The 20,881-nt window shown below is 32.7% G+C and carries 11 protein-coding genes; 8 read left to right on the top strand and 3 right to left on the bottom strand.

Annotation, left to right across the window (positions count from 1 at the left end):
* Positions 1-16: 16 nt before the first annotated feature.
* The 5 genes from rpoC (at position 17) to JE46_RS18495 (ending at position 8,968) form a co-directional block, all read left to right on the top strand.
* Positions 17-4,327: a DNA-directed RNA polymerase subunit beta' gene (rpoC, locus tag JE46_RS18480; RefSeq protein WP_031456764.1), complete on the top strand. Its 4,311-nt coding sequence runs from the start codon at positions 17-19 to the stop codon at positions 4,325-4,327.
* A gap of 53 nt (positions 4,328-4,380) precedes the next feature.
* Positions 4,381-4,692, top strand: coding sequence for a DUF3467 domain-containing protein (locus JE46_RS18485; RefSeq protein WP_031456765.1), 312 nt, complete (start codon positions 4,381-4,383; stop codon positions 4,690-4,692).
* Positions 4,693-4,818: 126 nt separating this feature from the next.
* On the top strand, positions 4,819-4,959 hold the full coding sequence (locus JE46_RS23875; RefSeq protein WP_083480904.1) for a helix-turn-helix domain-containing protein: 141 nt from the start codon (positions 4,819-4,821) through the stop codon (positions 4,957-4,959).
* Between the two features lie 732 nt (positions 4,960-5,691).
* Positions 5,692-7,227, top strand: coding sequence for an apolipoprotein N-acyltransferase (gene lnt, locus JE46_RS18490; RefSeq protein WP_167343450.1), 1,536 nt, complete (start codon positions 5,692-5,694; stop codon positions 7,225-7,227).
* A 37-nt stretch (positions 7,228-7,264) separates the two neighbouring features.
* Entirely contained in the window at positions 7,265-8,968 is a 1,704-nt protein-coding gene (locus JE46_RS18495; RefSeq protein ID WP_031456767.1) for a LamG-like jellyroll fold domain-containing protein, read from the top strand.
* Positions 8,969-9,233: 265 nt separating this feature from the next.
* Here JE46_RS18495 and JE46_RS18500 read toward each other — a convergent pair whose 3' ends face one another.
* The gene (locus JE46_RS18500; RefSeq protein ID WP_031456768.1) at positions 9,234-10,826 is read right to left on the bottom strand and encodes a peptide chain release factor 3; all 1,593 of its coding nucleotides are present in this window, start codon (positions 10,824-10,826) and stop codon (positions 9,234-9,236) included.
* A gap of 347 nt (positions 10,827-11,173) precedes the next feature.
* Here JE46_RS18500 and JE46_RS18505 point away from each other — a divergent pair, with 347 nt between their 5' ends.
* Both JE46_RS18505 and JE46_RS18510 read left to right on the top strand, forming a co-directional pair.
* Positions 11,174-12,607, top strand: a complete 1,434-nt coding sequence (locus JE46_RS18505) for a peptidylprolyl isomerase (RefSeq protein ID WP_031456769.1) — start codon at positions 11,174-11,176, stop codon at positions 12,605-12,607.
* A gap of 77 nt (positions 12,608-12,684) precedes the next feature.
* A complete protein-coding gene (locus JE46_RS18510) occupies positions 12,685-13,638 on the top strand; it encodes an AAA family ATPase (protein ID WP_031456770.1) in 954 nt (317 codons plus the stop codon).
* Between the two features lie 54 nt (positions 13,639-13,692).
* Here the strand turns inward: JE46_RS18510 and xrtN are convergent, their stop codons facing one another.
* Both xrtN and JE46_RS18520 read right to left on the bottom strand, forming a co-directional pair.
* Positions 13,693-15,006, bottom strand: coding sequence for an exosortase N (gene xrtN, locus JE46_RS18515; RefSeq protein WP_031456771.1), 1,314 nt, complete (start codon positions 15,004-15,006; stop codon positions 13,693-13,695).
* A complete protein-coding gene (locus JE46_RS18520) occupies positions 14,934-17,432 on the bottom strand; it encodes an XrtN system VIT domain-containing protein (protein WP_031456772.1) in 2,499 nt (832 codons plus the stop codon). Before JE46_RS18520 ends, xrtN begins: the two co-directional genes overlap by 73 nt.
* A gap of 422 nt (positions 17,433-17,854) precedes the next feature.
* Between JE46_RS18520 and JE46_RS18525 the strand changes: the two genes are divergently transcribed.
* On the top strand, positions 17,855-20,620 hold the full coding sequence (locus tag JE46_RS18525) for a bifunctional aconitate hydratase 2/2-methylisocitrate dehydratase (protein ID WP_031456773.1): 2,766 nt from the start codon (positions 17,855-17,857) through the stop codon (positions 20,618-20,620).
* Positions 20,621-20,881 lie beyond the last annotated feature (261 nt).

The raw sequence follows: 20,881 nt of genomic DNA on the forward strand, positions 1-20,881 counted from the left end.
ATCAATAGTAAAAACTATGATGAATAATAGAAACAACAATAAAGATAAAAATCAGGTAAAAAGATTTAATAAAATCTCTATCGGATTGGCTTCACCAGAATCTATCCTGAAAGAATCAAGAGGAGAGGTTTTAAAGCCGGAAACTATTAACTACAGAACACACAAACCAGAGCGTGACGGACTTTTCTGCGAAAGAATCTTCGGACCTGTTAAGGATTTTGAATGTGCTTGTGGTAAGTATAAAAGAATTCGTTACAAAGGTATTATCTGTGACCGTTGTGGTGTTGAAGTTACTGAGAAAAAAGTACGTAGAGACAGAGTAGGACACATCAACCTTGTTGTGCCAATTGCTCATATCTGGTATTTCCGTTCTCTTCCAAACAAAATTGGTTATATCCTTGGTCTTCCATCTAAGAAATTAGATATGATCATTTACTACGAAAGATACGTAGTAATCCAGGCTGGTATTGCTAAAAATGCAGATGGAGAATCATTACAAAGATTAGATTTCTTAACTGAAGAAGAATACTTAAATATTTTAGATACTCTTCCACAGGATAATCAATATTTAGATGATTTTGATCCTAATAAATTTGTTGCCAAAATGGGAGCAGAGTGTATTATGGATTTATTAGCTCGTATCGATTTAGATGAGTTGTCTTATCAATTAAGACACAGTGCTAATAACGAAACATCTAAACAACGTAAAACTGAAGCTTTAAAAAGATTACAAGTCGTTGAGTCTTTCCGTGAGTCTAACTTAAACCGCGAAAACCGTCCAGAATGGATGATTATGAAAGTGGTTCCGGTTATTCCGCCAGAATTACGTCCGCTTGTGCCACTTGATGGAGGTCGTTTTGCAACCTCAGATTTGAATGATTTATATCGTCGTGTAATCATCCGTAACAACCGTTTGAAAAGATTAATGGAGATTAAAGCTCCTGAAGTTATCTTAAGAAACGAGAAACGTATGTTACAAGAATCTGTAGATTCATTATTCGATAACACACGTAAAGCTTCTGCTGTTAAAACAGAATCTAACAGACCATTAAAATCATTATCTGATTCCTTAAAAGGTAAGCAAGGACGTTTCCGTCAAAACTTACTTGGAAAACGTGTGGATTATTCTGCCCGTTCGGTAATTGTTGTTGGTCCTGAATTAAAATTATTCGAATGTGGATTGCCAAAAGATATGGCATCTGAATTATACAAACCTTTCGTAATCCGTAAATTGATTGAAAGAGGTATTGTTAAGACAGTAAAATCTGCTAAGAAAATCATTGACAAAAAAGAGCCTGTAGTTTGGGATATCCTTGAAAATGTAATTAAAGGACACCCTGTATTGCTTAACCGTGCTCCTACGTTACACAGACTTGGTATTCAGGCTTTCCAGCCAAAATTAATTGAAGGAAAAGCGATTCAGTTACACCCATTAGTATGTACGGCTTTCAACGCCGATTTTGATGGTGACCAGATGGCGGTTCACTTACCATTAGGACCAGAGGCTATTTTAGAGGCTCAATTATTGATGTTGGCTTCTCACAATATCCTGAACCCTGCAAATGGTGCTCCAATTACTGTACCTTCTCAGGACATGGTATTGGGTCTATATTATATGACCAAAGAGCGTATTTCTACAGAAGATCACGTTATTTTAGGCCAGGATTTGACTTTCTATTCTGCTGAAGAAGTAAATATCGCATTAAATGAAGGAAGATTAGAATTGAATGCTCGTGTGAAAATTAGAGCAAAAGATTACAATGAAACTGGAGATTTAGTGTACAAAATTATCCAAACAACTGCAGGACGTGTATTATTTAACGAAGTAGTACCTGAAGCAGCTGGATATATCAACGACGTATTGACTAAGAAAAACCTTAGAGATATTATCGGACACATTTTAAGTGTGACTGATGTACCTACAACGGCAGCTTTCCTGGATAATATGAAAGATATGGGGTATAAATTCGCATTTAGAGGAGGTTTGTCATTCTCTTTAGGAGATATTAGAATCCCAGAACAAAAAACGAAGTTAATTGCAGATGCCAGAGAGCAAGTTGAAGGGATCTCGACTAACTATAACATGGGTCTTATTACCAATAACGAACGTTACAATCAGGTTATTGACGTATGGACTTCTGCGAATGCTCAGTTAACAGAATTAGCAATGAAAAATATTAGAGAAGACCAACAAGGTTTCAACTCTGTATATATGATGCTTGATTCTGGGGCGAGGGGTTCTAAGGAACAGATTCGTCAGTTAACAGGTATGCGTGGATTGATGGCTAAGCCTAAAAAATCTACTGCCGGTGGTGGTGAGATTATTGAAAACCCGATTCTTTCTAACTTTAAGGAAGGTCTTTCTATCCTTGAGTACTTCATTTCTACTCACGGAGCTCGTAAAGGTCTTGCGGATACGGCTCTTAAAACGGCCGATGCTGGTTACTTGACAAGAAGACTCCATGACGTTTCTCAGGATGTTATTGTTAACATCGAAGATTGTGGAACTTTAAGAGGTGTTGAAGTATCTGCATTGAAGAAAAACGAAGAAATTGTTGAATCTTTAGGAGAGAGAATTTTAGGGCGTGTTGCATTACAAGACGTAATTAATCCTCTTACTAATGAAGTAATGGTTGAATCAGGTCAACAAATTACGGAAGCAATTATGAGAACGATCGAAGCTTCTCCAATTGAAAAAGTAGAGGTTAGATCTCCATTAACTTGTGAGGCTACAAAAGGTATTTGTGCTAAATGTTACGGTAGAAACTTAGCTACCGGAAAAATGACACAAAGAGGTGAAGCTGTAGGAGTTATTGCAGCTCAGTCTATTGGAGAGCCGGGTACACAGTTAACACTTCGTACGTTCCACGTTGGAGGGGTTGCAGGAGGTATCTCTGAAGAATCTAGTATTGTTACAAGATTCGCTGGTAGACTTGAGATTGAAGATTTAAAAACAGTAAAAGGAGAAGACAGTGAAGGAAATTCTGTTGATATCGTGGTTTCACGTTCAACGGAGTTGAAATTAGTTGACGAGAAAACGGGAATTGTTTTAAATACACATAATATTCCTTACGGATCCAGTATTTTTGTAAATGATGGAGATGTTGTTACTAAAGGAACGGTAATATGTAAATGGGATCCATATAATGGTGTAATTGTTTCTGAGTTTACTGGTAAGATTGCTTACGAAGATTTAGAGCAAGGACAAACATTCATGGTTGAAATTGATGAGCAGACAGGTTTCCAGGAAAAAGTAATTTCTGAGGCCAGAAATAAAAAATTAATTCCAACCTTATTGGTTTACGGTAAAGAAGGAGAGTTAATTCGTTCTTATAACTTACCGGTTGGAGCTCACTTGATGGTTGAAAATGGTGAAAAAATTAAAGCTGGTAAAGTATTAGTTAAAATTCCACGTCGTTCTTCTAAGTCTGGAGATATTACAGGAGGTTTACCAAGAATTACAGAGCTGTTAGAAGCTCGTAATCCTTCTAACCCAGCTGTAGTTTCTGAGATTGACGGAGTTGTTTCTTTTGGAAAAATCAAAAGAGGTAACCGTGAGATTGTAATTGAATCTAAATTTGGTGACGTTAGAAAATATCTTGTGAAACTATCAAGTCAAATTTTGGTTCAGGAAAATGACTTTGTAAGAGCGGGTGTTCCATTGTCTGACGGCGCTATTACTCCGGATGATATTTTGAGAATTCAAGGGCCGGCAGCTGTACAACAGTACTTGGTAAATGAAATTCAGGAAGTTTACCGTTTACAAGGGGTAAAAATCAATGACAAACACTTTGAGGTAGTTATCCGTCAAATGATGCGTAAAGTAAGGGTTCAGGATCCAGGAGATACCTTATTCTTAGAAGATCAATTAATTCATACTAAAGATTTCATCGTTCAAAACGATAAATTATACGGTATGAAAGTAGTTGAAGATGCTGGAGATTCTTCAGTATTGAAACCAGGTCAGATTATTACACCTCGTGAATTACGTGATGAAAATTCGTTATTGAAGAGAAATGATAAAAACCTAGTTGTAGCAAGAGATGTAATTACCGCAACTGCAACGCCAGTTCTACAAGGTATTACAAGAGCTTCGTTACAAACTAAATCATTCATTTCTGCTGCTTCATTCCAGGAAACAACAAAAGTACTTAACGAAGCTGCAGTAGCAGGTAAAGTTGATGATCTTGAAGGATTGAAAGAAAATGTAATTGTTGGACACAGAATTCCTGCGGGAACTGGTATGAGAGAATACGATAACACAATCGTAGGGTCTAAAGACGATTACAATGAAATGATGGCAAATAAAGAAGAATATATTTATTAATTCTTATCAATTCCCTCTTTTGCGAAAGAGGGGAATTGAAAAAACATTAAATTATGAGTAATCCGAAACAACAACAAGAGCAAATTAATATTGAGTTAGACGAAACTATTGCAGAGGGAATTTATTCTAATCTTGCTATTATTAATCACTCATCATCTGAATTTGTTTTAGATTTTGTAAATATTATGCCGGGTACTCCTAAGGCTAAAGTGAAGTCAAGAATTGTACTGACGCCACAACATGCTAAACGATTATTGAGAGCAATTGGTGAAAATATTCATCGCTTTGAAGCCGCTCATGGCGAAATCAAAGAAACTGAACAAGCACCGATTCCGCTTAATTTTGGTCCGGCAGGACAAGCGTAAATTTTAAAGCTCCAGAAATGGAGCTTTTTTTTGTTTTAAATTTTAAATACTTCACCAACAAAATTAAAATCAAATTTTAAAACGGTCTTTGGTTTTTCAATGCTGTAATATCATAAAGAAAAAAATATGCTATTGGCAATGCAGTTAATTAAGAAATCAAATCTTCAGATTCAGATTATTGCATTAGCGGTAGGCTATGAAAGTGCCAGTAAATTTACGGCAGCTTTTAAAAAAAGGTTTGGTAAGCAGCCTTCACAATTTAGATAAGTTTATTATAAGTATTTTCTTTTATTTTTATATTTAATTCTTAAAGTTCTAAATAATCCGTTGAGCTAAATTTAAAAAGATCATCTTCTAAAATACTCAAATCCATTTTCAATTAAATCTTCAAACTCTGTTTAGTATAGTATCATTTTATAAAAACATTTTTCTCTCAATTTTATACTTTTTAGTTATTTGTTTTATACGTATTAAATTTTATTCATTTCAAAACAGATTATAAAAGAGCGTTTCTAAAATTATTGTCATAACTGTTTGCATTAGAGCTTATATTAACAAATTATGAAATACTTCTTTTTAATCTTTTAGGGATTATAATTCAGTAAACTAAATAGATTAGAATTATTCAGCTAATAGATTCTGTAAATGGCTACTCAGATAGTATTCCTTTTTTTCTTTAAAATATGTCCGAATAGGCTATTTTGATCTTTATTGAAATTATATTTCTGCTCTGGAAAACAGTAAAAAACCAATAGTTTTTATGAACGTCAAATTTCATATATGCGTTTGATAATTGTAGCTAATATGAAAATTTCAGGGTTTCCCCTTGTATATTGAAAAATTTAATTATTTGATATTTGTGTTCACATGAAATTTATTTGTGAAGCGCATAAAAATTTGTCTTTATAAAAATTTCACTTAATAAAGCAGGTTTGTTTAAGGATCGCAGAAACTAAATGTTTTGCTAAAATGCTGTTGCTTAATTTCAAGTTAATGTTAATGGAAAAAAAAATAAAAACAATGTTGTTGTTATTAGCTTTCGGGCTAATTCTTAATTTTGCCAATACGAATCTTTGGATTTTATTGATAAGTGTCAGTTTAGTTCCATTGTTCATTTTTTTAAATAGCAAAAAACAAAAAAAGGCACCCGGTATTGGCTTTGTGTTTGGTTTTGGAATAGGCACAGGGATGTTTTTCTGGATGATACAAGGAGTAAGCCATTATACAGGAAATGGTTTTTTTTATGGCTTTTTAACTTGTATTTTTAGCAGTCTTTTTGTCGGTTTTTATTTTGCAGTTCTTTCATGGATCACTAAAATTATCTGGGATTCAAATGTAAAATCAAATTTGACTTTTCTTTTAAACAGATTATGTATTGCAGCTATCTGGACTATTTTGGAATCTGGTTTGGCGTTTTTATTAGAATCATTCCCTTTACATTATTTCAGAATTGGTTTTCCTTTTGTTACAAATATTTATTCAATTCAATTGGCAAGTTTAGGAGGCTTGGCTTTATTGACTTTTTTAACTGTTTTAATTAATCTTTTTATTGCAGAATCATTTATTCAAAAAAAGAAAGGGTATTTACTATCAGGTTTTTCTGTTTTTGGGATTGTGTTTATAATAGGTGCTGTAAGTTTTTACACTTTTAAGCCAAGTTTAGTTGGAAAATCATTTAAGGTTGCGGTTGTTTCGGATAATACTAATCCTGAAACTAAATGGAATAGTGAAAACGGTAATACTTTTGCCAACAATTATTTTCAATTGTGTAAGGATGCGGTTGCGCTAAAACCTGATTTTATTATCTGGCCGGAAACGGCTTTACCCTGGACTTATTCGCCTGATGATGATTTATTAAAGGAAATAATAAGAATAAGTGGTCGTGCAAATCTTACACATATAGTAGGGATCAATAACGAAAGTAATACCCATAAAAAATTATACAACTCCGTCTTTTATATCAATAATAAAAATGCTGTAAAAGGAATTTACAACAAGCAAATATTGCTTAAAGGTATTGAAGAACCATTAGGTAAATTTCTTGTGCCATTTTTAAGTCAGGAAGGATATGTTTTGTCAGAAGGGCAAAGCGAGAAACCCATTGATACCCGTTTTGGAAAAGCAGGAAACTTGATTTGTAATGAGGTAGTAGTGGAAAGTTGTGCAGCAGAACAAGTTAGAAACGGAGCAAATTTTTTGTTTAATTTCAGTAATGACGGCTGGTTTAAAGATAATTACATATCAGATTTGCATTTTTATTACGCCAGACTTCAGGCGGTAGAAAATCGTAAAGACATTAGTGTTGCCAATAATTGTGGTATTAATGCTATTATTGACAGTAAAGGATTAATTATTTCAGAAAAAAAGGACACCATCGGAACATTGGTTTCAGGAAATATTCAGCCAAATAATAATTTATCATTGTTTACAAAATATCCATTGCTTTTTCCTGTATTGCTTATCACATTCATACTATTATATTTATTAACCTTAAAACTCAAAACTATAAGAAACAGACAATTGTCACACATTTAAATCAATCTTTAACTAATTTTTTAAAACAATTTATAATATGAAAAAAACATTACTTTTTACTTTAATGCTCGCCAATTACTTTCTTTCGAATGCAAATACGAGAATGTCAGCTTACCGATGGAGAAATGATGATGGGAGTGAAATTACTGCGACATGGAAAGCAGCACAAAACACTGCGATACAAATTAATAATTTAGATCCAATCAGAATAAGAGTAGTTCTTGAAGATTATTCTACCGGTTGGGGACCAGGATATTACGGAAGTTTTTATAAACAGATTCAGTTTTCAGATAATTCAGGTGGTACATGGAAGTATTTAACAGATTCAGGTTCTCCATTTAGCTTAATAAGCTCATCAGAGGTGTCTAATGCGACACCAACTACGCAACAGATAGCTACAGGTAATGCTGCTTCTTTTATAGCAGGAGAATTTGTAAGTACAGAATCTAATGGATATATAAATTATCCTGCAAGTACAGGTAAATTTACTGAAATGGAATTTAACATGAAAGCTAATAACTTAATTTCTAATTCCGTTACATATACTTTTAGAGTAATAAATACTTCAGGGGATCTTGTAACGCCCCAACTTACTTATTCCTGCGGAACTGCAAAACCTACAGCTACTTCTCCGCAAAATTTTAATGCAAATGCAAAAGTTTCAGATTTGGCAGCAACAGGAACCGATTTAAAATGGTATACATCTGCTACTGGTGGTACTGCATTGGATCCTGCAACAGTCCTGTCAACAGGTTTATATTACGTTTCCCAAACCATATCGTGCGAAAGTGAACGTTTTGAAGTGTCGGTAAATATAAAAGGTTCAACTTTGAATTTTGATGGTGGTTATGTAGAATTACCAATCAATATGCCTGCAACTTATACAAAAGAAGCCTGGATTAAAGTAAGGGATTTTTCAGCTGTAAATAATATTATTTCTGGTGGTAGTGATGGCGAGCATGCTATTTATATTCCTGGTGGTATATTGTCTGCAGGACATAATAGTGGCTGGAGTGCTGTAAAAGACAATGCACAATTAAGTTTAGACACTTGGTACCATGTTGCTGTAACTTATAATTCAGCAACAAATACAATGATATTATATAAAAATGGTATTGAGATTGATCAGAATACTAATGTGTTTCCTTTTATAGGAAGTGCCACAAGAATTGGGGCATTTGATGCAGGGCAAAACCTTTTTAATGGCGCAATTGAAGAGGCTCGTATTTGGAATAAAGTTTTGACTCAGGCAGAAATACAAAACAATATGAATTGTGAACTGGCAGGAGCTCAATCAGGATTAGTAGCGTATTATAAATTCAATCAGGGATTTGAAGGGGCAGATAATTCAGTAGTTAACACATTATCAGATTCAAGTGGAAATGGAAATAATGGGACCTTAATTGGCTTTGATTTATCAGCAGACTCTTCTAACTGGATTGGAGGTTCTATTATTCAAACCGGTAATACTTGTACAACACTGGCTGTTGGTAATCATGATTTGGATTTTAGTTCTAGTTTAAAAGTATATCCTAATCCGTCAAGTAGTGCATTTTTTATAGATAGTGATTCTAATGGTACAATAGTTATATTTGATTTATTAGGAAAAACAATCAAAACCCAAAAAATAATCTCAGGGACAAACTCCTTGGATTTAGCGAATGTTCCAAATGGAACTTATTTATTGAAGGTGACCAATGAAAAAAATCAATCTGAGACGGTTAAATTGATTAAAAATTAAGCTTAAAATTTTAAAACCCCTGTAGTTTAGGGGTTTTTATTGCTATGTGATATTGAAAAAAAGCATGTTTTTATGTATTTAATCCGATTTAATTCGTTTTGAACGACTATTTTTGAAGGACAGCAATCTTAATTATACTTTTGACTTAACATAACATAAAATAAAGAAAATTAATTTTTCCATATAAAAGTTAATTTAATTCTTAAAAAAAGCGCCAACTTTCAAAGTTGGCGCTTTTTAATTTTGTATAAAATGAAAAATGTCATTATTCAAATTCTGATGTGAAAAATAATTTTACATTTGGATATTTACTTTGAGTCATCTGAATCGTAAAATCAGAATCAGCTAAAAAGACTAATTGTCCATATTTATCATGAGCGAGGAATTTTTGTTTGATTCTTTTAAACTCTTTAAATTCTTCACTTTTAGGGTCGTTAGGTTTTACCCAGCACGCTTTGTGAACAGGAAAGTTTTCGTAAGTACATTTGGCTCCATATTCATGTTCCAGACGGTATTGGATTACTTCATATTGTAGTGCACCAACAGTACCGATGATCTTACGGTTATTCATTTCTAATGTAAATAACTGCGCTACACCTTCATCCATTAACTGATCAATTCCTTTATCCAATTGTTTTGCTTTCATTGGATCAGCATTATTAATGTATCTGAAGTGTTCAGGTGAAAAACTTGGAATTCCTTTGAAACTCATTAATTCACCTTCAGTTAATGTATCACCAATTTTAAAATTTCCGGTATCGTGAAGACCAACAATATCTCCCGGATATGAAATGTCGACAATCTCTTTTTTCTCAGCGAAAAATGCATTTGGACTCGAAAATTTTAAATTTTTCTTTTGACGAACATGATAATACGGCTTGTTTCTTTCAAAAGTTCCTGAAACAATTTTGATAAAGGCTAAACGGTCACGATGTTTTGGATCCATATTCGCATGGATTTTAAATACAAAACCAGACATTTTTTCTTCGGTAGGATCAACCAATCGGGTTTCAGAATCTTTTGGTCTTGGAGAAGGAGCGATGGCAACAAAACAATCTAATAATTCACGAACTCCAAAATTATTTAACGCTGAACCAAAAAATACAGGCTGAATTTTTCCGTCTAAATAATCCTGACGTTCAAATTTAGGATAAACCTCATCAATCAGTTCCAATTCTTCACGAAGTTTCTCAGCTGCTTTTTGACCAACAATTTTATCTAGTTCCGGATTATTTTGAACATCAGAAAAAGCAATAGTTTCTTCAATGTTTTTACGGCTGTCTCCGCTAAAAAGGTTGATATTTTCTTCCCAAAGATTATAAATTCCCTGAAAATCATAACCCATTCCTATAGGAAAACTTAACGGTGTAACTTTTAAACCTAATTTTTGTTCTACTTCGTCCATTAAGTCAAAAGCATCTTTTCCTTCACGGTCTAATTTGTTTATGAAGACAATCATTGGAATGTTACGCATTCTGCAAACGGCAACCAGTTTTTCAGTTTGTTCCTCAACCCCTTTTGCAACGTCAATAACAACTATAACGCTATCAACAGCTGTTAAAGTTCTAAAAGTGTCTTCAGCAAAATCCTTGTGTCCGGGTGTGTCAAGAATATTGATTTTTTTGTCATTATAATTAAAAGCAAGAACAGAGGTTGAAACCGAAATACCTCTTTGGCGTTCGATTTCCATGAAATCACTCGTTGCACCTTTTTTAATTTTATTGTTTTTTACGGCGCCTGCTTCCTGAATTGCACCTCCAAAAAGTAATAATTTTTCTGTCAATGTTGTTTTACCGGCATCGGGATGCGAGATAATTCCAAAAGTTCTTCTGCGTTGTATTTCTTTTAAAAAGCTCATATTTTTGTATAAATAGGTTGCAAAAGTACTATTAATTAATACGATTTGAAAATAAATGCGATTCTGTTTTGGTTTAGATGATTTGGTTTTTTTATTATTTAGACTAATAAAATCATTAATATGTTTTTTCTTGATTGCCAACTGTCTGCATTGTGTATAATTTTTTGTTAATAGTATAGCTGATAGTTGGATTATGTAATTGAATTGTTATTTTTGTCCGTTATAAGTTGTAAAAAACGAATGCAATTTTTTTGTATTTTCTAAGTTTTGAAAATATTGATTTAATTAATTTCAGTTTTAAAGAAAAGACTAAAACAAGGCCTTACATTCAAATTAAATTTAAAATAATGTTATTAAAAAAATTACAGCTAAAAACTATTGATTACAAATTAGTGTTAACAATGTGTTTTTTACTTTTTTTCAACTCAATTATTTCTGCTCAGGAGATTATTAAAGATGTTGTAGCTGAGAAACCTGTTGAAGCAACTTCAGTCAACAAACAAAAGATTGATGGAATTATTGCTACAGTTGGTGACTATATTGTTTTAGACTCAGATATTGACAAAGGATATCTTGAAATCACTGCCCAGGGAGGTTCTGTAAAAGATGTTACAAGATGTCAAATGTTAGGGAAACTTTTAGAAGATAAGTTATATGCACATCAGGCCATTCAGGATAGTATTATAGTAAGTGATGCTGAAGTGAAAAGTATGATGGATGAAAGGCTTAATTACATGATGAGACAAACAGGAGGGGATATAAATAAAATTGTAGAATTCTATAAGAAAAGCTCTGTTGAAGAATTCAAAACTTATTTTGCAGATATATTAAAAGAGCAAAAATTATCTTCGGAAATGCAGAAAAAGATTGTCGATGCTGTAGAAATAACACCAGAGGAAGTTCGTAATTTCTTTAAAAAAATACCAAAAGATGAATTACCAACTTTTGGAGCTGAAATGGAAGTTGCACAGATTGTTGTAGAGCCTAAAGTTTCAAAAGAAGATAAACAGAAAGTAATTGACAGATTAAACGCTATTAAAAAAGATGTTTTAGAGGGGTCAAGTTTTGCTACAAAAGCAGTCTTGTATTCTCAGGATCCTGGTTCTTCTCCTGCAGGAGGATATTATAAGATGACAAGAAAAACTCCTTTTGTAAAAGAGTTTAAGGATGTTGCTTTTAGTCTTGGAGAAGGTGAGATTTCAGATCCTTTTGAAACCACCTATGGCTATCATATTATAATGGTTGATAAAATTAAAGGACAAGAAGTAGAATTGCGTCATATATTAATATCACCAACAGTTTCTGAAACAGCTTTAAAAGAAGCTAAAGAAAGAATTACAAATATTAGAAATAAGATTGTAAATAAAGAAATTTCTTTTGCCGATGCTGCAAGAACTGAATCTGATCAAAAAGAAACAAGAGCAAACGGAGGTACTTTAGTTAATCCAAATACGCAGGATACCCGTTTTGAATTAACTAAAATGGATGCGACATTATACAGCCAGGTTTCAAATTTAAAAGATAATGAAATTTCTCAGCCACTTTTGGATACAGATGATAAAGGAAAAAAAACATACAAATTGATAACTGTAACTAATAGAATCGATAGCCACACAGCCGATTATGCAAAAGATTACACTAAAATTAAAGAATTAGCATTAAAAGAAAAACAAATCAATACAATTGCAAAATGGTTTGATACAAAAATTAAAGATACATACATTAAGATTATTGGAGAATACAGAGATTGTACTTTTACTAATAATTGGTTGAAAAAATAATTTTTATTAAATAAAGAAAAGAGTTAGTTTTATGAATTCATAGAGCTAACTCTTTTTAATTTAAAATATATTCATAAATGTCTGACGTAGCAGCAATTCATAATTTAGTTCAAAAAAGAAACGAATTAAAAACCGAGATAGCAAAAATCATTGTAGGGCAGGATGCCGTTGTAGATCAAATTTTACTTTGCATATTTTCAGGAGGCCATGCGCTTTTAATTGGTGTTCCAGGGTTAGCAAAAACCTTAATGATAAATACATTATCTCAGGCTTTAGGTTTAGATTTTAAAAGAATCCAGTTTACTCCGGATTTAATGCCATCAGATATTCTTGGGAGTGAAATTCTGGATGAAAACCGACAGTTTAAGTTTATCAAAGGGCCAATTTTTTCGAATATCATTTTGGCTGACGAGATTAACAGGACTCCTCCTAAAACTCAGGCAGCTTTGCTTGAAGCGATGCAGGAACGCTCCGTTACTATTGCTGGAGAAAATCATAAATTAGATTTGCCGTATTTTGTATTGGCAACACAAAACCCAATTGAACAGGAAGGAACTTATCCTTTGCCTGAAGCTCAGTTAGATCGTTTTATGTTTGCTGTAAAACTCGAATATCCAAGTTTTCAGGAAGAAGTACAGGTAGTAAAACAAACTACTTCTGATGTGAAAACCAAAATAAATCCTTTGTTTACGGCACAGGAAATCATAGATTTTCAACACTTGATCCGCAGAATTCCTGTAGCGGATAATGTTATTGAATATGCAGTGACTTTAGTGAGTAAGACACGTCCTGATAATCCTTTGTCAAATGATTTTGTTAAAAATTATCTGGATTGGGGAGCAGGACCAAGGGCTTCACAAAACTTAATTTTAGCAGCTAAAGCTCATGCAGCTTTCAATGGTAAGTTTTCTCCTGATATTGAAGATGTGAAAGCAGTTGCAACCGGAATCTTGCGTCACAGGATTATCAAAAACTACAAAGCAGATGCTGAGGGGATAACAGAGGAAATTATTATTCAGAAGTTGATGTAAAAAATATATAAACTATCAATTGCCTGAGAAATCTTAAAAATTTCTCAGGCTTTTTTATAAAGTCAATTTACTTGTTTCATTTATAAGTCGTACAGGTTTGTTGTAAAAAAGTTTTATTAGTAATACTTCTGTGATTGAAGTATATTTTTTCTGTTCACATTCATACCACCAATATGAAAGATATTGAATGTGATTTTTTTCTAATTTCACAAACCATATTTTAGACTTATTTTTTATTATTCTTTTTGATTCAGTAATTTTATAGCCATCTCCTGTCCAGCAAATTGTAGGGTTGTGCGCTATTGTTTTAATATAAATGAGTTTTTCAGGAGCTACGATTTTAAAAACTTCCTTATTTATCCATATCCCGTTCTTAATATGATATTCAGGATTTAGATTTTCCAATAGATTGTAATGTGTTTCTTTTTTAATTTCCAGACTAGTAATAAAAATAATCACTAAGCCTGTCAAAAAGGGTAGTAAAGCCGGTAAAGATTGTGTTTTATAAATAGTTTCTTTTTGTTCAGTTTTAAAAAAACGAATCAAAAATAGCATGGGGGCAATTTGATAAAATATAAAACAAAGCAATCCAATACTATGATGCAAAACATTCTCTTCGGTACAATCAAATAAAATCAACGATAGAATCCTGAAATAATTCGAAATAATATTCAAAGCAATTACAATGAAACAGAACACGAGAATTTGTCTTATACTGAAATATTTTTGTTGTTTCCGTTCTTCTAAAGTTAGTAATAAAGCTCCGAAGAGTAATCCTGTTTTAAACATAGATAATCCCATGCAGGCTGTATCAATGGTAATTTTCGCATTGTTAATATAAAAATTAACGCCTTCAATTTTGTCTATTAGGATGAAATTTTTCAGGGTTAAATAAACGGTATAACAAAGTGCCTGTTTTATTTCAGTTGTCAAATACTCGAAAAAAGTATTAAAAAGGGATGAAAACAATAGGATACAGATAAAAGCTATAAATGAAAATTTTCGGGTAAAGCAATAATACAGAAAGCAAATCAAAAATGACAATGCTAAAAAATGCAAAGATTTTGTGTGTAAACGAAAGCTTATGAATTCCAGTATAAAAATCATTCCTAAAAGAGGGTAGTTCATGTTGAGTGAAGTTTTTCTACCCCCGATAAGAAATAATAATATTGAAAAAACAATTCCGAAAAGGTTACTGTCAAGACCAGCAACAACAATGTTATAATTTATGATTAACAGAGTAAACAAAATCAAAATTAAAATTACCTTTTTGTTCTGTGATAAAAAGTCTTTCATTAGATAACCTGCTTTTTGTTTTTTCTGTAATAGAAGAAAAGTGTTGTAAAACCAATAATGATTAAAAGCCATTCATGAGGTTCCGGAACAGATCCGTCATTATTAATTGAAGCATTTCCTAAAGTATCAATATTTTTTTCTATTTCGTTATTTTTATAATCTTCATCGGTTTCCAGAACAATTAACGACGAAATGGGTGTAACAATATTAGCATCTTTAGCTAAATCAACATATTTGTTTTGTTTTAATGTGTCATTTTGAATTTCTACCTGATTATTTAAAACTTTTCCAAAGCAAAACATTCTGTATAGATGATCAGATCCTTTGCTGGTGGTTTTTTCAAGAACGGGATTCTCTTGAATTGCAATTCCGGCAGTTTCTATATTAATACTGTTTTCGAATGTTTTAAATTTTACAAAGTTGTTTGTGTTGATAAGGCTTGAGCAGTTTTTAATATCTGTTTGAAGATATTCAACATAACGCTGTTCTTTTACCGTCTGCCAAAAAGGATTTATTTCATCAGAAATATTAATGACTTTTAAATGTTTGTTTTTTGTGGATTTTTTAATCTTTTTTAAATAATCAGAAGATTCTAACTCCTCAAAATTAGAAGAAAATGTGCCGCATTTTGTTATGATCAAACTATTGTTCTCTAACTTAAATAGAGGCAAAAGAGAATAATTAAGCTCCTGAAACTGATCAAATATATATTCACAATTTGTGGTATTGATTTCTTGTTTGGTATTGTTGATGATGGCAAAGTATTTTTTGTTAGGAATTTGTAGGAGTGCTAAAACTTCCTCAATACTCCAATTGTTAGTCAGATCTAAGATTATTTCAGACGGAGAAAAACGAATTTTTTCTTTTTGGATTGGTTTTGCTTCATAACTCTTATTTTTCCAGACGAATACATTACTGACTGGTTCTTTACTTAAAGGAAGTTCTGCTTGCCATTCATCTAAGCCTTTAGAATTATTGATGTAATAATTATTTTCAAAATCAAAATCTTTTGATGCTTCAAATGCGGTATTTCCGCTTATCTGAATTCTTGAGATTGTAGCGGCATTGTTAATATTTGGACCTTTAATGTTCAGACTTTGATAAGTGATTTTGTTGCCTTTGGTTTTTAATGGAGTAGTAAAGCCGCATTTAAAAGTTCGTGGCATTTCGCTGGTAACAGGAAAAACTCTAACTGTAACTCTGTTTCCTTCTTTCCATTGCATCAAAGAAGGATCGCGTGCTTCGACGCCAACAATTTGTTTGTAGGCAGCTTTTGCTTTTTCTTTTGTGGTGAGAACCCCTTTTCTTTCTGTTCCATTGACCCATAATGATAATGATGTAGCTACAGAACCTTCGGGAAGCTGAAAAGAATAAATAGCTTCCTTTTGTCCCCAGCTTTTTTCATCGCAGACGATATCCATTGTAATTTCGGTGTATGCTAATCTTTCATTAGGGTAAATTTTTACATCTTCTTTAATGTTTTTTGTAATGAGGTCTCTGCCGCTCCAGAGCTGCTCTTCAGTTTCGAGTCTTTTGTTAAAATTAGATTTTAGGATATTTATTTGATCATCAGTACTTAGATTCAGATTTTCTGTAAAATGATAAGCAATATTTAAAAAAGGATTATGCGTTTTTCTTTCATTGTACTGTTGATTGCTTCCAATGCCATCAAGACCTCTTAAAATAAAGAATTCATCAGTTGCAGTGTACACGATGTTTTTCTTTAGTAATATTTCGTTGAAGAAATTTGGTTTTAGATTTTGAGAAATTCTAATATATGCCGGCAGATCATTATTTTCATCAAATGTTTTTGTAATGCTGTATCGGTTTATTTTTTGGCTTTCTATATTTAATAATAGGGTAAACAGAATGAAGCCAAATAAAACAGAACCCATTCCGGCACAAAAAGCATACATGTTTCTTTTATGATTCAAAATTACTTTTGAAAGTATAATGGTGTGAGTAATAATTACAATTCCAGGGACTAAACCATAAAATCCAATCCCTAATACAATAATTCCAATTAGGGAAATGAAGGACAAAGGAATAAGAAATAGGGCGTAATATAGAATTAACAAGCAGGAAAGCCCATTAATAAAATAGGAAAAAATGTTAATGTATTTGTCTTTAATGTCGCTGTAAATGACAAAGTTTGAAAAGCAAAACAAGAACGTTGTGCAATAAACCCAAATTGGAAGATTTTCGAAAATATTGATTAGAATATTTGCAGAGAAACATCCAATAAACCAATTCAAAAATAAAAAAGGAATTAAATGCTGGTACTTTTCCTTATTTCTTAAAACATTAAAACTAAGAATTACAGCATAAGGAAGTGCAATAATAAGATTGATAAGAGAAAGCATTTCAAAGCTTTCAAAATCATATTTACTGCCTATTAATAATAAAATTAAGAGTGCAGCACTAAAAGCTGTGACAAAAAGACTAATCGTAGCACCAATTCGATTCTTAAAAAGATAATTTATTTCGCTTGTTTTCATATAAAGTTATTTTTAAATAAAAGTACTTTGAATCGCAAAGTTATAAGAATATTTGAAATATGATGATTTAATTTTTATTTTTTTATGAATAAGTAGTTTTACGTATGAAAGGGCACTAAGAAGTAAAGCTACAACGATATAAATACTTATTTAGAAAGATTCTTCTTTAAAAATGGGGGTAAAATCTCACTTCCTTTATAACATTAAATTTCGACTTTGTTAAAGAAAAGATTTTAAATTATTGATAATTTATTATTTAAATGAAAAATTAAATTTTTGACAACAAAGAAGGTTGAAAATCATTATTTTGCAATAATAATTTTTGAAAAAGGGACATCTGTTATATTTTTTTTAATTCTCAGCTTTAATTCCTAAATTTGCGAACAAAAAATAAAAATACCTAGTTTATAAAGACTTCTATTATGAATATTTACAAGGATTACATTCAAGAGATTGAAGAAAGAAAAGCCCAGGGTCTTCATCCGAAGCCAATTGATGGTGCTGAATTACTAAGCGAAATCATTGCGCAAATTAAAGATTTAAATAATGAATACAGAGAGGACTCTCTTAAGTTTTTTATTTACAACACTTTGCCTGGAACCACTAGTGCTGCTGGTGAGAAAGCTAAGTTTTTAAAAGAAATCATTCTTGGTGAATCTGAAGTAAAAGAAATTACACCTGCTTTTGCCTTCGAATTATTATCACATATGAAAGGGGGACCTTCTATTGAAGTACTCCTTGATTTAGCTTTGGGTAATGAGGCTGCAATTGCGAAACAAGCGGCTGAAGTTTTAAAAACTCAAGTTTATTTATACGATGCTGATACAGCTCGTTTAGCAGAAGCTTACAGCGCTGGTAACACAGTTGCAAAAGAAATTTTAGAAAGCTACGCAAAAGCTGATTTTTTTACAAAATTACCAGAAGTTGCTGAAGAAATTAAAGTGGTTACTTACATCGCTGCAGAAGGTGATATCTCTACTGATTTATTATCTCCGGGTAACCAGGCACACTCTCGTTCTGACCGTGAATTACATGGAAAATGTATGATCACTCCTGAAGCTCAGGCAGAAATTAAAGCATTGCAAGCACAGCATCCAGATGCTTCTGTTATGTTAATCGCTGAAAAAGGAACAATGGGAGTTGGATCTTCTCGTATGTCAGGTGTAAACAACGTAGCTTTATGGACTGGTAAGCAAGCATCTCCATACATTCCTTTCGTGAACATTGCTCCAATTGTAGCAGGTACTAACGGAATCTCTCCTATCTTCTTAACTACTGTAGACGTCACGGGTGGTATCGGTATCGACTTACAAAACTGGGTAAAGAAAACAGATGCAGAAGGAAACGTAGTTCGTAACGAAGCTGGTGATCCTGTTTTAGAAGAAGTTTATTCTGTAGCTACAGGAACTGTATTAACAATCAATACAAAAACTAAAAAATTATACAACGGTGAGAAAGAATTAAAAGATATTTCTAAATCTTTCACTCCTCAAAAATTAGAGTTTATCAAAGCGGGTGGATCTTATGCTATCGTTTTTGGTAAAAAAATCCAAACATTTGCTGCACAAACTTTAGGAGTTACTGCTCCAACAGTATTTGCACCAGCTAAAGAAGTTTCTATAGAAGGTCAAGGATTAACTGCTGTTGAAAAAATCTTCAACAAAAATGCAGTTGGTGTAACTCCAGGTAAAACATTATATGCGGGATCAGATGTACGTGTGAAAGTTAACATCGTAGGTTCTCAAGATACTACAGGCTTGATGACTGCTCAAGAATTAGAGTCGATGGCTGCTACAGTTATTTCTCCAGTTGTTGATGGTGCTTACCAATCAGGATGTCACACAGCTTCAGTTTGGGACAAAAAAGCGCAAGCTAATATTCCTAAATTAATGAAGTTCATGAATGATTTCGGTGTTATTACAGCGAGAGATCCTAAAGGTGAATATCATTCAATGACGGATGTTATTCACAAAGTGTTAAATGATATTACAATTGATGAGTGGGCAATTATCATCGGTGGAGATTCACATACACGTATGTCTAAAGGGGTTGCTTTCGGTGCCGATTCAGGAACTGTAGCTTTAGCTTTAGCAACAGGTGAAGCTTCTATGCCAATTCCAGAATCTGTAAAAGTTACTTTTAAAGGTGAGATGAAACAACACATGGATTTCCGTGATGTAGTTCATGCGACGCAATCTCAAATGTTGAAGCAATTTGATGGTGAGAACGTTTTCCAAGGTCGTATTATTGAGGTTCATATCGGAACTTTATTAGCTGACCAGGCGTTTACATTTACAGACTGGACTGCAGAAATGAAAGCGAAAGCTTCTATCTGTATTTCTCAGGACGAAACATTAATTCAATCGTTAGAAATTGCTAAGTCTCGTATCCAAATCATGATTGATAAAGGTATGGACAACAAAAACCAAGTTTTACAAGGTTTAATTGATAAAGCAAACAAACGTATCGAGGAAATTAAAACAGGTGCTAAACCAGCTTTAACTCCAGATGATAATGCAAAATACTATGCTGAAGTTGTTATCGATTTAGGTTTAATAGAGGAACCAATGATTGCTGACCCGGACGTTAACAATGTTGATGTTTCTAAACGTTATACACACGATACTATTCGCGAATTATCTTTCTATGGAACAGATAAAAAAGTAGATTTAGGTTTCGTAGGTTCTTGCATGGTTCATAAAGACGATTTAAAAATTGTTTCTCAAATGTTACGTAATGTTGAAAAACAAAATGGGGAAGTTAAATTCAACGCACCTTTAGTAGTTGCAGCTCCTACGTATAACATCATCGACGAATTAAAAGCTGAAGGTGATTGGGAAATGTTACAAAAATATTCAGGTTTCGAATTCTCAGATGCCTTACCTAAATCAACAGCACGTACAGAATACGAAAACATTATGTATTTAGAGCGTCCTGGTTGTAACTTATGTATGGGTAACCAGGAAAAAGCTGAAAAAGGAGATACTGTATTAGCTACTTCAACTCGTTTGTTCCAAGGACGTGTAGTAGAGGATAGAGATGGTAAAAAAGGAGAATCTTTATTAGCATCAACGCCAGTAGTTGTACTTTCTGCAATTTTAGGAAGAATGCCATCTATCGAAGAGTATAAAGCTTCGGTTGAAGGTATCAACTTAACAAAATTCAAACCAATTTCTACTAAATTATAATAGTAAGAATTTCATAATTTCTAAGCGAGGCAATCTAGTAATAGGTTGCCTCTTTTTATTTATATTTTGAGCTGCTAAGCATTGTGCTATTCGAGTATAGTATTCATTCGTTCCTCGCTGCGGATTAAAGCTTCTATCTCTGCTGGATTACCGTTGCATGATTTGCTAAATCAAATTTCTAAGGTAGAAGGTGCAATTGCAATAGGTTATTATAAAGGCTAAATAATTATATTAGATTGATTTTCAATTTACTGCCTTTCA

The sequence above is a fragment of the Flavobacterium chungangense LMG 26729 genome (genome assembly GCF_000735715.2).
Classification (GTDB): domain Bacteria; phylum Bacteroidota; class Bacteroidia; order Flavobacteriales; family Flavobacteriaceae; genus Flavobacterium; species Flavobacterium chungangense.

Coding starts and splice junctions, on each gene's coding strand:
- JE46_RS18500 (WP_031456768.1), bottom strand. CDS start 10,826: ATGAGCTTTTTAAAAGAAATACAACGCAGAAGAACTTTTGGAATTATC.
- JE46_RS18495 (WP_031456767.1), top strand. CDS start 7,265: ATGAAAAAAACATTACTTTTTACTTTAATGCTCGCCAATTACTTTCTT.
- JE46_RS18525 (WP_031456773.1), top strand. CDS start 17,855: ATGAATATTTACAAGGATTACATTCAAGAGATTGAAGAAAGAAAAGCC.
- xrtN (WP_031456771.1), bottom strand. CDS start 15,006: ATGGCTTTTAATCATTATTGGTTTTACAACACTTTTCTTCTATTACAG.
- rpoC (WP_031456764.1), top strand. CDS start 17: ATGATGAATAATAGAAACAACAATAAAGATAAAAATCAGGTAAAAAGA.
- lnt (WP_167343450.1), top strand. CDS start 5,692: ATGGAAAAAAAAATAAAAACAATGTTGTTGTTATTAGCTTTCGGGCTA.
- JE46_RS18520 (WP_031456772.1), bottom strand. CDS start 17,432: ATGAAAACAAGCGAAATAAATTATCTTTTTAAGAATCGAATTGGTGCT.
- JE46_RS18505 (WP_031456769.1), top strand. CDS start 11,174: ATGTTATTAAAAAAATTACAGCTAAAAACTATTGATTACAAATTAGTG.
- JE46_RS18485 (WP_031456765.1), top strand. CDS start 4,381: ATGAGTAATCCGAAACAACAACAAGAGCAAATTAATATTGAGTTAGAC.
- JE46_RS23875 (WP_083480904.1), top strand. CDS start 4,819: ATGCTATTGGCAATGCAGTTAATTAAGAAATCAAATCTTCAGATTCAG.
- JE46_RS18510 (WP_031456770.1), top strand. CDS start 12,685: ATGTCTGACGTAGCAGCAATTCATAATTTAGTTCAAAAAAGAAACGAA.